At 56.5% G+C, this 13,342-nt stretch carries 13 protein-coding genes; all 13 read left to right on the top strand.

What is annotated here, in order from left to right; translation table 11 throughout:
• Positions 1-4 precede the first annotated feature (4 nt).
• The 13 genes from B150_RS0107325 to B150_RS0107265 all read left to right on the top strand — a co-directional run bounded on the left by B150_RS0107325 (position 5) and on the right by B150_RS0107265 (position 13,282).
• Positions 5-793 (top strand): SDR family oxidoreductase, encoded by a 789-nt coding sequence (locus B150_RS0107325; protein WP_020399252.1) that lies wholly within the window; start codon positions 5-7, stop codon positions 791-793.
• Positions 794-825: 32 nt separating this feature from the next.
• Entirely contained in the window at positions 826-1,290 is a 465-nt protein-coding gene (locus B150_RS0107320) for a MaoC family dehydratase (protein ID WP_020399251.1), read from the top strand.
• Positions 1,291-1,325: 35 nt separating this feature from the next.
• On the top strand, positions 1,326-2,246 hold the full coding sequence (locus B150_RS0107315) for an SDR family NAD(P)-dependent oxidoreductase (RefSeq protein WP_020399250.1): 921 nt from the start codon (positions 1,326-1,328) through the stop codon (positions 2,244-2,246).
• A gap of 11 nt (positions 2,247-2,257) precedes the next feature.
• Complete coding sequence (locus B150_RS0107310; protein WP_020399249.1) at positions 2,258-3,439, top strand: acetyl-CoA C-acyltransferase; 1,182 nt, start codon at positions 2,258-2,260, stop codon at positions 3,437-3,439.
• A gap of 78 nt (positions 3,440-3,517) precedes the next feature.
• The gene (locus tag B150_RS0107305) at positions 3,518-4,492 is read left to right on the top strand and encodes an NADPH:quinone oxidoreductase family protein (RefSeq protein ID WP_020399248.1); all 975 of its coding nucleotides are present in this window, start codon (positions 3,518-3,520) and stop codon (positions 4,490-4,492) included.
• A gap of 82 nt (positions 4,493-4,574) precedes the next feature.
• Complete coding sequence (locus B150_RS22230) at positions 4,575-5,648, top strand: glycosyltransferase family 2 protein (RefSeq protein WP_081611359.1); 1,074 nt, start codon at positions 4,575-4,577, stop codon at positions 5,646-5,648.
• Positions 5,649-5,679: 31 nt separating this feature from the next.
• Entirely contained in the window at positions 5,680-6,951 is a 1,272-nt protein-coding gene (locus B150_RS0107295; RefSeq protein WP_162139670.1) for an NDP-hexose 2,3-dehydratase family protein, read from the top strand.
• Positions 6,952-7,051: 100 nt separating this feature from the next.
• On the top strand, positions 7,052-8,119 hold the full coding sequence (locus B150_RS0107290) for a patatin-like phospholipase family protein (protein ID WP_020399245.1): 1,068 nt from the start codon (positions 7,052-7,054) through the stop codon (positions 8,117-8,119).
• Between the two features lie 46 nt (positions 8,120-8,165).
• Positions 8,166-9,857 carry an AMP-binding protein gene (locus B150_RS0107285; RefSeq protein WP_020399244.1) on the top strand — a complete coding sequence of 564 codons (1,692 nt, stop codon included), beginning with the start codon at positions 8,166-8,168 and terminating at the stop codon, positions 9,855-9,857.
• Positions 9,858-9,889: 32 nt separating this feature from the next.
• Entirely contained in the window at positions 9,890-10,648 is a 759-nt protein-coding gene (locus tag B150_RS0107280) for an SDR family NAD(P)-dependent oxidoreductase (protein WP_020399243.1), read from the top strand.
• Between the two features lie 89 nt (positions 10,649-10,737).
• Positions 10,738-12,483, top strand: a complete 1,746-nt coding sequence (locus B150_RS20090; RefSeq protein WP_020399242.1) for an ATP-binding protein — start codon at positions 10,738-10,740, stop codon at positions 12,481-12,483.
• A 140-nt stretch (positions 12,484-12,623) separates the two neighbouring features.
• Positions 12,624-12,905 (top strand): hypothetical protein, encoded by a 282-nt coding sequence (locus tag B150_RS0107270; protein ID WP_020399241.1) that lies wholly within the window; start codon positions 12,624-12,626, stop codon positions 12,903-12,905.
• A gap of 83 nt (positions 12,906-12,988) precedes the next feature.
• Complete coding sequence (locus tag B150_RS0107265) at positions 12,989-13,282, top strand: hypothetical protein (RefSeq protein WP_020399240.1); 294 nt, start codon at positions 12,989-12,991, stop codon at positions 13,280-13,282.
• Positions 13,283-13,342 lie beyond the last annotated feature (60 nt).

Raw genomic sequence — 13,342 nt, 5'->3', positions numbered from 1 at the left:
TATCATGGACCTTTCAACCCTTTACCAGATCGGTGGCAAGGTAGCCCTTGTCACCGGTGGTGGCTCCGGCATCGGGGCCATGGCGACCGAAGCGCTCGTTCGCGCGGGATGCAAGGTCTATATTGCCTCGCGCAGGCTCGCGAGTTGCGAGGATGTGGCGCATGAGCTGAACGCGGTTGGCCCGGGTGAAGTGATTGCGCTGCAGGCCGACCTCTCGACCCCTGAGGGTACCGAGGGGCTGGCGAAAGAGATTGAGGCACGCGAAGGCAAGCTCGATATTCTCGTCAACAACTCGGGCATGACGTGGGGAGCGCCGTTTGAGGACTTCCCGCGCCAGAAATGGGACGATGTATTCCGCCTGAACGTGACGGCGGTTGCTGATCTTACCCGCCTTGTGCTGCCACTTCTAAAAAAGGCTGGCACCAAGGAAGATCCTGCCCGGGTTGTCAATCTTGGTTCCGTCGTGGGTACACGTCCGGTTTCGAACACCGCATATTCTTACGGCGCGTCGAAGGCGGCTGTTCATCACCTGACCAAAATTCTCTCCAACGAGCTGGCGAAGTTCCACATTACCGTCAACGCCATTGCGCCGGGCCCGTTCCCGAGCCGGATGATGGCTTTTGTGACGGAAAATGAAGAACGTCGCCGGGCGCAGGAGGAGCGTGTGCCGCTGCACCGCTGTGGCGAGCCAGAGGATGTGGCAGGGCTGCTCATTATGTTGTGTTCGCGGGCCGGCAGCTATATCACGGGTGGCATTATTCCGCTTGACGGCGGCATTTCCGCGCTACCTTAAGCATTGAACAATTCTTCAGACAGGGAAGCATCATGGCGATCACTGTAAGCAAAGACAAACTCAAGGACTACATTGGCAAGGAAACGGGTGTTTCCGATTGGTTCAAGATTGACCAAGAGCGCATTAATGCGTTTGCCGACGTTACGCTTGACCACCAGTTTATCCATATCGACCCGGAGAAAGCTGCCAAAACGCCGTTTGGCACCACCATCGCGCACGGCTTTCTCACGCTTTCCATGGCACCTTACCTGATGGCGGATGCCGCCATTGGCATCGAAGGCGCCGTGATGGGCATCAACTATGGCTCGGACAAGGTTCGGTTCATGAGCCCGGTGAAGGTGAACAGTGAAATCCGCGCGCGTTCGAAGCTCCTTGAAGTTCAGGAAAAGCCGGGCAACCGCTTCCTGCTCAAGACCGAACTGACGATGGAAATCAAAGGTGAGGACCGCCCCGCACTGATCGCCGAATGGCTGACCATGCAGGTCCTTGCAGGCTAACTATTTTAATTTATTAGTGAATTGTGGAGAGTGTAATGAGCATTCGCTTTGATGACCAAGTTGCGATCGTAACTGGTGCCGGTGGTGGCCTTGGCCGCACCCACGCGCTTGAACTGGCGCGCCGCGGCGCCAAGGTTGTGGTGAACGACCTCGGCGGTAACGTGCATGGTGAAGGTGGTTCGAGCGCCGCTGCAGAAGCCGTCGTGAAAGAGATCGTGGACGCAGGCGGCGAAGCTTTCGCCCACGGTGCCAACGTGGCGGATGAAGCCCAGGTTGCAGACATGGTCAAGAAAACCATGGAGAAATGGGGCCGCATCGACATCCTCGTGAACAACGCCGGTGTCCTGCGTGACAAAACCTTCGCCAAAATGGAAATCGCCGATTTCGAATTCGTGGTGAAGGTTCACCTGATGGGCTCTGTCGTCTGCACCAAAGCTGTGTGGGACATCATGCGCGAGCAGGGTTATGGTCGTATCGTTATGACCACATCATCCTCGGGCCTTTATGGCAACTTCGGGCAAAGCAATTATGGCGCGGCCAAGATGGCGCTTGTGGGCTTTATGAACACGCTGTGCCTTGAAGGCGCGAAATACAATATTCGCGTCAACAGCCTGGCGCCAATGGCGGCCACACGCATGACAGAAGGCCTGCTGCCTGAGGAAGCGCTGAAGCTTTCGACACCGGAATCGGTGACCGCTGGTCTCATTACGCTGTGTGACAAGGACGCGCCGAACCGTACGATCCTCGCGGCCGGTGCAGGTGGTTACGCCCGCGCGGTCGTTTATGAGACCGACGGTATCTATCTGACGCCGGACGAGCAAACGCCTGAAAACGTGCGCGCCGGCATGGCTGACATCAATAACCCTGAAGGCCAGAGAGAACTGGTGCAAGGCGGTCAGCAATCGATGAAATTTGTAGGAAAAGCCGCAGCAGCGCTCGGCATTAAAATGGGTTAAGGAGCAGAGACATGCGGGAAGCAGTCATCGTATCAACGGCGCGTACGCCAATCGGCAAAGCCTATCGCGGCGCCCTCAATGCAACCCTGTCGCCGACCCTTGGCGCACATTCGATCAAACACGCTGTTGCGCGTGCCGGCCTTGAAGGTGGCGAGATCGAGGATGTGATCATGGGTTGTGCGCTGACCCAAGGTTCCTCCGGCCCGAACATCGGTCGTCTGGCGGCACTGCGCGCTGGCCTGCCGGTAACCGTATCGGGCATGACAATGGACCGTCAGTGCTCCTCGGGCATGATGGCGATTGCCACGGCTGCCAAGCAGGTGATGTATGACGGCATGGACATTGTGGTGGGTGCAGGCCTCGACAGCATCTCCGTTGTGCAGAACGAGCATATGAACCGCTGGCAGGCTGTGGACAAGAGCCTCGTGGAAATGCACCCGGCGACCTATATGCCAATGCTGCAAACCGCCGAGATCGTGGCAGAACGCTATGGCGTTACCCGCGAAGCCATGGATGAATACAGCCTCCAGTCCCAGCAGCGTACCGCAGCCGCGCAGGCAGCTGGCAAGTTTGACGACGAGATTGTTCCTATCTCCACCAAAATGGTGCAGGTGAACAAGGAAACGAAGGAAATGACCTTCCACGATGTCACGCTGGACAAGGACGAAGGCAACCGCCCGGAAACCACGCTTGAGGGCCTCTCGGGCCTCAAGACGGTGATCGAGGGTGGTACCATCACGGCAGGTAACGCCAGCCAGTTGTCGGACGGTTCCTCCGCTTCTGTGGTGATGGAAGCAAAGGAAGCTGAAAAACGTGGCCTGAGCCCGCTGGGCTACTACCGCGGTATCGCGGTTGCCGGCCTTGAGCCTGACGAAATGGGCATCGGCCCGGTATACGCCATTCCGAAGCTTCTGAAGGCCAATGGCCTGACGATGGATGACATTGGTCTTTGGGAGCTCAATGAAGCGTTTGCAGTGCAGGTGATCTATTGCCGTGACAAGCTTGGCATCCCGAATGACCTGTTGAACGTCAACGGCGGCGCCATTTCCATCGGTCACCCTTACGGCATGTCGGGTGCGCGCATGGTTGGCCACGCGCTCATCGAAGGCAAGCGTCGCGGCGCCAAATACGTTGTCTGCACCATGTGTGTAGGTGGCGGCATGGGCGCGGCTGGCCTCTTCGAAGTTGCGTAAAGACTTCGGCTAAGTTTTCAGGAGGCGGGCTGGGCCAAAGGCCAGGGCCCGCCTTATCTGTTTCAAGGGAGAATTCTGATGAAAGCAGTAAGATGCGGCACGCTTGGTGCGCACACCGGATTGACGGTTGAGGACATCGCAGCACCGACGCCGGGCAAGGGCGAAGTGCTGATTGACGTGAAGGCCGCGGGCCTCAATTTCCCGGACGTGTTGATGGTTGCAGGCAAATACCAATTCCAGCCAGAACTGCCATTCACGCCTGGCGGCGAAGGGGCTGGTGTTGTTGCTGAGCTGGGTGAAGGTGTCACCAACGTCAAGGTTGGTGACCGGGTGATCTTCTTCAACCAAACCGGTGCGTTTGCGGAGAAAATCGCTGCGCCCGCCAAAACACTGGTGCCGATCCCGGCGAAAATGCCGTTTGAAGTGGCAGCAGGTTTCACCATCACTTATGCGACGAGCTATCATGCACTGAAGCAGCGCGCCGATATTCAGAAGGGCGAAATTCTGTTGGTGCTCGGCGCGGCTGGTGGTGTGGGCCTCGCGACCGTTGAGCTTGGTAAAGCCATGGGCGCTGTTGTGATCGCGGCTGCAAGCACCGATGAGAAGCTTGAGGTTTGCAAAAAGGCCGGCGCTGATCATGTGATCAACTACTCGACCGAAGACCTCAAGGCGCGGGTGAAGGAAATCACCGAAGGTAAGGGTGTAGACGTAATCTATGACCCGGTAGGCGGTGCCTATACCGAAGCTGCGCTGCGTACCATGGCGCCAAACGGGCGTTTGCTGGTGATCGGTTTTGCGGCTGGCGATATTCCAAAACCGCCACTGAACCTGTGCCTGCTCAAGCAGTGTTCTATCGTCGGCGTATTCTGGGGTAACTGGGCGCGTGCCAACCCCGGCCTTCAGGTTCAGAACATGATGGAAATGTTCGCAATGTTCGAGCAAGGCACCATCGACCCACTGGTGAACGACGTGTTCTCGCTTGATGACGTTGTGGAAGCCTTCTCCTGCCTTACTGAGCGGCGTGCCAAGGGTAAAGTCATTCTGAAGCCTTGAATGTAAGGCCTTAAATAAGCTTGCGGAGCGCCAAGGCGCTCCCTATGCTGTCGACCCGTTTCAGACGTCTGAGAATTTTCCCATGGCCAGGGTCACCATAGTGGTGGCGACATATAATCGCCCCCAACTCCTCAAGCATACCATAGCGTCAATCCTCAAACAGACGTTTGAGGATTGGATATTGCTTGTCGTCGGTGACCAGTGCGCGGATGAAACCCGGGAGTTGATGGAAAGTTATTCCGACGACCGCATTTTCTACCTCAACCTTGAGACGCGCTGTGGCGAGCAATCGGGCCCCAATTCTGCGGGTTTTTTTGCTGCATCAACCGAATATGTCGCCTTTGCAAACCATGATGATATCTGGTTGCCGGACCATCTTGCGCACGCGGTTGCAACGTTGGATCAAGGGCACGCTGATTTCTTTGGCGCGGGGGCTGGGCTGACGACGCTTGATGTGCGGCGCAATATACCAGTGGTCTGGGAGCGAACACCGGCAGAGCGCCAGGTCAGCCAATCCTACTTCAACATGCCCGTGCTATTTGAGCCGGTTTCGGCATGGGTGGTGCGCCGTTCGGTGTTCGAGGTGGTTGGTGCATGGCGTCCGGCCTCAACCATTTACCGGACACCGCTTGAGGACTGGGTTTTAAGGCTGTGGCGCAAAGATGTGCCTTGCCATTTCGATAACAAGATCACGGTTCTTTACTGTAACGCAGAGAAAACCGCTTGGCAGCGCGAGGGCAGGGAAGGTTCACTCTACGGCAAGACCGAAAGCGAAGGCGAATATTGGAATGAGCAAATTGACCAGGTGGGTGCGGAACGTTTCCGGGAGATGACCGAGCAACACCTGAAAGCCCTTGAGGGCTTAAGGAACTGGACATTTTTGAAGTACCAGTATCAAGGCACGCAAAAAACCTGGATATTTGAAAGTCTGCTCACCGAAGCAACAGCAAGGCTTTGCAAGGAAACAGGATGGGATGGTCATGCGGAAGCATGGAAAATACTTGGCGGCAAAGCTGGTTATGCGCTTGATGTCATGCTGAAGCGGCGCACAGGTGAAGCGCTGCCCTCGCACAAGGATTGGCGCGACGTCAGCACAGATGCACGCAAGCGGCTTGAAAGTGACGCGCGTTGGCAAAGGATGAATGGCCATGCATGAGTGGCTTGAGGAACGCCGTGCGCAAAGCCGCATGCAATTTGAAGCCATTCCTTTCGCCGAGAGCCGCGAGTGGCTGGTTTCCGGCGAAGCCTTAAGGCACCAAACCGGGAGTTTCTTTTCGGTTGAGGGAGTACAGGCGACATCAAACTTCAAACCGCTCAATGGCGTCTGCCAACCCATCATCAACCAACCTGAGGGCGGGATTCTCGGTTTTCTGGTTCACGTCGGCGATGGCGACACCAAATGGCTGGTACAAGCAAAGGCCGAACCCGGCAATATGAAGGCTGTACAACTGGCGCCAACCGTTCAGGCGACCTTCAGCAACTACATGCGCAAACATGGCGGTGCCGCTACAGAATATCTGGAGTATTTTACCGCCACGAATGCGGTCTTCGCGGCAGACAGCTTGCAATCTGAGCAAGGGACCCGTTTCCTGCGCAAGTTCAACCGCAACTGTGTTGCGGAACTGGCCGAGCAGATTGACGAAGTGGCGACATGCTTCCGCTGGCTGACGGCTGCTGATATGCGAACGGCGTTGCGGTCAGATTATGCCATCAATACAGATGCACGATCGGTCATTGTTTGTGCGCCGTGGCTTTACATAGCGGGCGACGGGGTGCCATTCCAGCGTGATGAAGCAATTCAGCTAGGCTTTGATGTGTCATATCGCGAGCACTCAGAAGGGTGCAGTGCCGGGCAACTCAAAGACTTTTTGTATCAAATGCGGCAGGATGTTGTGCTTGTGACCACGACAGTTGCACTGAATGCCCTTGATGGGTGGGACATTCAGCCATCTCGTGTCGTCGCTGCAGGAGGTACTGTTTCTCCACTTGAAGTGCGGCACTATCAAGTGAAGGCGCCAGAACGGGAGAAAACTGAGTGGGACCAACCGCTTATGCTCTCCTCCTCAGAGGACGAAGTGGTGTTGTTTTCGCAGGTGCGTGATGGCGTGCTCAAGTTCCTTCTCAGGCCCGCATATGAGCTCGGCCTTACAGGTGGAGTTGAGTTTGGTCCCAGTTACAAGGCTGAAAATGCGCATACGCAGCCGGATTGGCTGAACGAACTTGTTCGAGCGCGCACTGGTACGCCGCTTGTGGAGATCAGGCAATCCGACGAGGGTGGTCGCTTCATGCTGGCGTGTTCACGCTATGCGGTCGAACGACTTGACGAAGGTGTCTGCCTGCCTGAAGAGACCGGATCATTCTGGGTAACATTGGGTGACCTTGAAGGGCTGTGCCGTGAAGGCGGCCTTCTCACCAATGAAGCGCGTTCCATCGTCTCTCTATTGCTTGCTTTTGCTTGATTTTGAAGCTTTCCTGAAATTCTGGACCGATTAGTCTTGAAAAAGCGGTCGAGCCATTTATTTTCGTCACTAAGCCAGAACACCTACGATTGGGGAATATATGCAGGCCCTCAGGCTTGTTGCCGGAAAAACAGCGAAAAAACGTATTGAAAGTGAAGGTCTCACGCCTTCGCTTATCCGTATGGTTGTGGGTGCGTCCGGCGGGCCGAAGTGGCTTGTGCTTCGCGGTCTCGACGATTTTGTTCTCGGCCAGTGGCTGCCGCAGGCGACGCAGAAAATAGACCTCGTTGGGTCCTCCATCGGCGCATGGCGCATGACAATTGCAAGCCACCCTGAACCACGGCGTATGCTGAACGAGTTTGAGCGCGCGTATTTTACCTTCCGTAAAGAAGACGGCAGCACGCCAAAGGCTGTAAGCCTCGCGTCTTACCGTATCCTTGAAGAGGTGCTTGGCCAGACAGAACGTGAAGCAATTCTCTCAAATAGCAACCGCAACCTCAACATCGTTGCGGTGCGCTGTGAAGGGCCAACAGCCAGCGAGAGCCGCTTCGTGGAAGGTGCGGGGCTGCTTGCGGCCGCGTCTGCTAATGCAATCAGCCGGGCGGCGCTTGGCCGGTTTTTCCGCCGCGCTGTATTTTACTCCGGTGACACAGTTGCGTGTTCGCCGCTATGGCAGGATTTTGCCCGCATAGACGTGAAACTGCGACAGTCGTCCGTGCATGACGCGCTTATGGCGTCGGGCTCCATTCCGTTTGCAGTTGACCCTGTGGTTGATATCGAAGGCGCGCCGCCGGGCGTTTACCGGGATGGTGGGGTGATCGACTATCATTTTGATGTGCCTTGGTCATACGCCGACGGCATCGTGCTTTACCCGCATTTTTACAGCCATCTCACGCCGGGTTGGTTCGATAAACTGCGGAAAAACCGCCGGGCAGGGGCCGATGTGCTTGACGAGCAACTGATTTTGGCACCCAGCGACGAATTTGTTGCGGCGCTACCGGGCGGGCGCATTCCTGATAGGAAAAACTTTACCGAACTCGAAGATAATGAACGCTGGGCCTATTGGCGTACGGTGATTGATGAAAGTTACCGTATGGCCGAAGAATTTGCCGAGCTGCTCGACAAACCGGACAAGCTTATGAGCAGGCTTGAAGCTGCGCCGGAATGACGAATAATACCTGGGAAGGGTGGGAATAAAAATGGAAGGTTCTAGAATGGCGCAAGTAACATTTACCGAAGAGGATATGCTCGCGAACCATCTTGGTGAGCTGGTTGACGCTTGTGTCGCTGAACATGGAGATAAACCCTCCGTCAGTTGTGTGTTGCCGACAGGGCACCACCACACACTGACGTTCGGTGATGTGGGACGTATGTCCGATGCTGTTGCGGCTTATCTGCGTGAAGATCTTGGCCTGAAGCCGGGTGACGTGGTTGCGGTGCAGTGCCCGAACACATTGGCATACCCGGTGCTGGCATTTGGTATTCTGAAGGCTGGTCTGGTCGCGACCAACGTCAATCCGCTTTACACCACTGACGAGACCAACCATCAGCTCAAGGACAGCAAGGCCAAGGTCTGGTTTGTCATCGATGTATTTGGTGACCGTATCCGCCAGTCAATAGAAGGAACGTCAGTCGAGCGTGTTTATACTCTCTCGCTTGTGGACCTGTTCCCGGCGCTGCCACGTAAGCTGCTCGGTTTTGCTCTTAAATACGTGAAAAAGGCTGTGCCACCCCTGAACGCGCCAACAGCAGGGACACTCTCAAGCGTACTGAAGGCTGGCCAGAAGCATCTGACGCGTGGGCTTGATGTTGCGAGCTACCGTAGAGGCAAAGGCGCGGACGAGGTTGCCATTTTCCAGTATACAGGCGGCACCACTGGCCGCAGCAAGGGGGCGGAGCTGACCCACGGCAACGTGGTGGGGAATATCTCGCAGGCAAACAAGCGCAATGATATCGAACGGGAAGACGGCGAATGCATGATGCTGATCCTGCCGCTTTACCACGTATATGCGCTGGCGGTTGGCATGCTCAACAGCATGTACACAGGGGTGCATGTGGTGCTCGTGCCAGTGCCGCGTCCGCTATCCAACCTCAAGCCGGTGTTTGAAAAGTTCAATATCACCGTCATGCCCGGCGTGAACACGCTGTATCTTGGTCTTTTGCATGAGGAATGGTTTGTCAAAAACCCGCCGACCACGCTGAAATTCTGTTTTTCTGGCGCGGCGCCCCTGCAGCCCGCGACAGCTGATAAGTGGGAAAAACTGACTGGCGCAGCCATCTATGAAGGCTATGGCCTGACGGAAGGTACCTGTGTGGTCTCCTCTATGCCGTTCAATATGCCGCCCAAGCGCGGCACCTGCGGCATTCCTATACCGGGCACAGAAATCCGCATCGTGGACGAAGATGAGAACGAGTTACCAATAGGCCAGCCGGGTGAGCTGTGGGTCCGTGGCCCGCAGATCATGCGCGGCTACCTGAATAATCCTGAAGCAACGGCTGAGACCATTACCAAGGACGGTTGGCTCAAGACCGGTGATATCGGTGTGATGGACGACGAGGGGTATCTCTCTATCGTTGACCGCAAGAAAGACATGGTCATTGTCTCGGGCTTTAACGTGTACCCGACGGACGTGGAAGATGTGCTGACGCGCTTTGCACCGGTGGCCGAGGCTGCAGTGGTTGGCGCACCAGATGATGAGAGCGGCGAAAAAGTGGTCGCTTACATTGTGCGTGGTGACGCAGCCCTCACGGAAGAGGCGGTAATAAGCCATTGCCGCGAACACCTTACCGGCTATAAGGTGCCGAAGACGATCAGGTTCGTGGATGAGCTGCCAAAGTCCCCTGTGGGCAAGGTTTTGCGCCGCGAACTGCGCGATATGGCACGGGCTGAGGCGACCGCAAGCTAGGCGGCCCCTCACCGCAAGCGGGAGGAAGCCTCATGGATCTCGGACTGTCAGGAAAACGTGTACTGGTGACCGGTGGCACGCGCGGCATTGGTGCTGCGATCGTGGACTGCTTTCTGGCTGAGGGCGCGAAGGTTGCATTCTGTGCCCGCGACGCCGCGCAGGTGAAAGCGCGTGTGTTAGAACTGCAAGCGCAGGGGCACGAAGTGGCCGCTACTGCCGTCGATGTCTCTGACGCCGAGGCATACGCAAGCTGGCTATCCGGGAGTGTTGAAGCGCTTGGCGGTGCCGATATTTTTGTGCCGAATGTGAGTGGTGGTGCACAAGCGGGCGAAGAAGGCTGGAAATCAGCCTTTGACGTTGACCTCATGGCCACGGTCAGGGGCTGCGAGGCGATGTTGCCACATCTCGCCGCATCAGGCGCTGGCGCAATCGTGGTGATTGCCAGCATCGCCGGACTAGAAGATTTTGGTGCGCCTAGCGCCTACAATACGGTCAAGGCTGGCCTGGTGGCTTATGCGAGCCAGCTTGGTGCCGTTGCCGCACCGCACGGCATACGTGTGAACACGGTGTCGCCAGGCCCCATTCACGTTGATGACGGATTTTGGGGCAGTGTTAAACGCGCGCAGCCGGAAACCTACCAGGCAACTGAGGCGCGCCATCCGCAAGGCCGCCTTGGTACGGTGCGGGAAGTTGCGAACTGTGTGGCTTTCCTTGCCAGTCCGGCCGCCAGCTGGGTCACGCGCACGAATATGATTGTCGACGGTGGTTTCACAAAGCGCGTGCAGTTCTAGCATGGTGCATCTGTCGGTTGCCTAACGGGCAGGAACAAAGTACCTTCGATGCCGCGCCTTAGTGTGTTGAAACCAAGTACCGGATCCGTATGTCGAAATCGCTTAAAGCACTTCCGTGGATTTTGAGCCTTACCGCCGCAGGTGGGGCGTGTATCCCGGTCATGCTTGCGCCCGGTTCTCCTGTTTCCTTCCTTGCGGTGCTTGCCGCTGGCTTCCTTGGGGGCATTGTGGGTGTTGCCCTTCAAATCACCTTTGAGCGCCGCATCGTCAAACCGGCGGAAGCTTTTGTCGAGGGTGTACAGGCTGCGGTGTTGACCGGTGAGGCGATTTCCGAGGAAGCAGAAAGCGCGCTTGAGGGGCAGGAGGAACTGCTCTCCGTGCTGGCGCACCTGCGAAAGGCCACGGAAAATACCCGTGCGCGCCTCGCCGAATTTTCCGAGGTGGAATATAACCTTCAGCAGGTTGTGCAAGACAAGCGTCGCAACGAGGCTGTGCTCAAGGAGCAGCGCGAAGCATTTGCCAAGCTCGCCAACGAGCTTTCAAAAGCCCGTGACGCAGCCGAATCTGCGAACGTTGCCAAGTCTGAATTCCTTGCGACCATGAGCCACGAAATCCGCACACCGCTCAACGGTGTGATAGGCATGATCGACCTGCTGATGGACACCGAACTGGATGAGAACCAGCACCATTTTGCCGTGACACTCCAGCAGTCCGCACAAACATTGCTCACCGTGATCAACGATATTCTCGACATTTCCAAGCTTGAGGCCGGCAAGGTCGAGCTGGAAAATCAGGCGACACGTCTTGAGAAAGTCATCGGTGATACCGTTCATTTCCTTGAGCCGAAGGCGACTGAGAAGGGCCTTAGTGTTTCGTGGCAGTGTGACAAACATTTGCCCCCGGTTATTTATTCTGACCCGACGCGACTGCGGCAGATCCTTTTCAACCTTGTCGGCAATGCGATCAAGTTCACCGAACGTGGCGGCGTGATCATCCGCGCAGAGCAGGAAAACCGTGAGGGCGACCAGATACGAGTTAAAATTTCGGTTGTGGACACCGGCATTGGCATCAGCCGCGACGCGCAGCGCAAACTGTTCCAGAAGTTCACCCAAGCAGACGCCTCCACAACACGGCGTTTTGGTGGGACGGGCCTGGGGCTCGCGATCTGTAAGCAGCTTTGTGCGCTGCTGGGTGGCGAGATTGGTGTCACAAGCGAGGAGGGCGACGGAGCGACTTTCTGGTTCACCTTCCTCTGCGAGGAAGCTGATGAAGCGGACATCGTGCCGGATGCCATGTTCGACCCCGTGTCCACGCTTGTGGACGGTGAAGCGCGGCGGAAGCTTAAAATCCTTGTGGCGGACGATAACCTGATCAACCAGCGCATCCTTGCCAATATGCTTGGTAAGCTTGGCCACGACCTGACGGCGGTTGAAAACGGCGCGCAGGCATGCAGCCTAGTGGAAGAGCGTGATTTCGACCTGATCCTGATGGATATCCAGATGCCGGTCCTTGGTGGTATCGACGCCACCAAATGGATACGGGCGATGGAAGGTGTCAAAGCCAAGGTCCCGATCGTTGGCTGCACTGCTGACGCATTCCCTGAGCAGCTTGAACGGTTCAAGCAGGCAGGGATGGAGGACGTTGTCACCAAACCCATCAATCGGCGCCAGCTGCTGCTGGTGATCAATCAGGTGCTGGGTGAAGAAATCCACCGCACGTCACTTGATGTCGACCGCTTCGACGGGACGGACAAACCTGAGGACTTCCTCGCCGATAAAGTTGTCGGCACAAAGCCCATTGACCCGCTGGACGCACTGCTCGACGAACTCGGTTAGTCGTATTGCAGAAACGCTTCGTCGTGTGATATTTGATATATGCTACACTATAGCATAGGTGCCCACATTGGGGCGTCACGCATGTTGCATGATCAGCAGGGAACAGAATGGCAATTCACTCGACATTGCGGAAAGGGAAGTTGGCAAGGTTTCTACCTTGGCTGATTGGCCTTTTTGTTGTCGCGCAGATCATTGCCAGCGCACACGCTGCCGCCTACGGCGAAAGTAAACATTCCCACGACGGGCATCCCTGCATTATCTCGACCGTGTGCAAACAGGCATCCAGCGCGGATCTGACGAGCCCGGTTCTCACGATTGTTGCGCCGGAATGGCTTGAGCATCATCAGACCGCGCAGGTCAGCATCAGCGCATCACCAGACGCCGAATATTCTGCCATCAGGGCACCCCCTCGCCATCACTAGGCCAGTTGCCGGATTTTCCCGGTCTGTTTGCCGCCATGCGTTTTACGCGACTGGTGGCTTTCAAGTGATGTGAGAGAGAAGTTTTGACACGTTTCATTCATATGCAGTCCGTGCTCCGGGCCCTCATCACCATGGTATACATGGTGTTGCAGTCGGCGCTCGCGGTGCATGTCATCGACCATGCGGCTGATACGCCGGTCGAGCGTGGCTGTATCCTTTGTAAATTTGCAGAGAGCACCCCGGATGTACCCGGTGCTGCGCCTGCGATACAGGTGCCGGAAGACTATGCTGTCTCCTATCTGTTGCCTGTGCCTGCTGCTATATCAGCGCCCACATCAAGCCTTGGCCACATCCGGGCACCACCGCTGTTTTCCTGAGCCAGATCGCAGTTAGTCCGCGGGCACGATGGTCCGCGAAGTTACCTATTTCAGGGATTC

The organism is Kordiimonas gwangyangensis DSM 19435 = JCM 12864 (genome assembly GCF_000375545.1).
Classification (GTDB): domain Bacteria; phylum Pseudomonadota; class Alphaproteobacteria; order Sphingomonadales; family Kordiimonadaceae; genus Kordiimonas; species Kordiimonas gwangyangensis.
The sequence above is the reverse complement of the archived record's forward strand: the minus strand, read 5'-3'. Positions and strand labels throughout refer to the sequence as shown.

Excerpts from the sequence above, each read along its gene's own strand:
- B150_RS20090 (WP_020399242.1), top strand. The coding sequence starts at position 10,738 with ATGTCGAAATCGCTTAAAGCACTTCCGTGGATTTTGAGCCTTACCGCC.
- B150_RS0107280 (WP_020399243.1), top strand. The coding sequence starts at position 9,890 with ATGGATCTCGGACTGTCAGGAAAACGTGTACTGGTGACCGGTGGCACG.
- B150_RS0107305 (WP_020399248.1), top strand. The coding sequence starts at position 3,518 with ATGAAAGCAGTAAGATGCGGCACGCTTGGTGCGCACACCGGATTGACG.
- B150_RS0107295 (WP_162139670.1), top strand. The coding sequence starts at position 5,680 with ATGCAATTTGAAGCCATTCCTTTCGCCGAGAGCCGCGAGTGGCTGGTT.
- B150_RS0107310 (WP_020399249.1), top strand. The coding sequence starts at position 2,258 with ATGCGGGAAGCAGTCATCGTATCAACGGCGCGTACGCCAATCGGCAAA.
- B150_RS22230 (WP_081611359.1), top strand. The coding sequence starts at position 4,575 with ATGGCCAGGGTCACCATAGTGGTGGCGACATATAATCGCCCCCAACTC.
- B150_RS0107325 (WP_020399252.1), top strand. The coding sequence starts at position 5 with ATGGACCTTTCAACCCTTTACCAGATCGGTGGCAAGGTAGCCCTTGTC.
- B150_RS0107290 (WP_020399245.1), top strand. The coding sequence starts at position 7,052 with ATGCAGGCCCTCAGGCTTGTTGCCGGAAAAACAGCGAAAAAACGTATT.
- B150_RS0107315 (WP_020399250.1), top strand. The coding sequence starts at position 1,326 with ATGAGCATTCGCTTTGATGACCAAGTTGCGATCGTAACTGGTGCCGGT.
- B150_RS0107320 (WP_020399251.1), top strand. The coding sequence starts at position 826 with ATGGCGATCACTGTAAGCAAAGACAAACTCAAGGACTACATTGGCAAG.
- B150_RS0107285 (WP_020399244.1), top strand. The coding sequence starts at position 8,166 with ATGGCGCAAGTAACATTTACCGAAGAGGATATGCTCGCGAACCATCTT.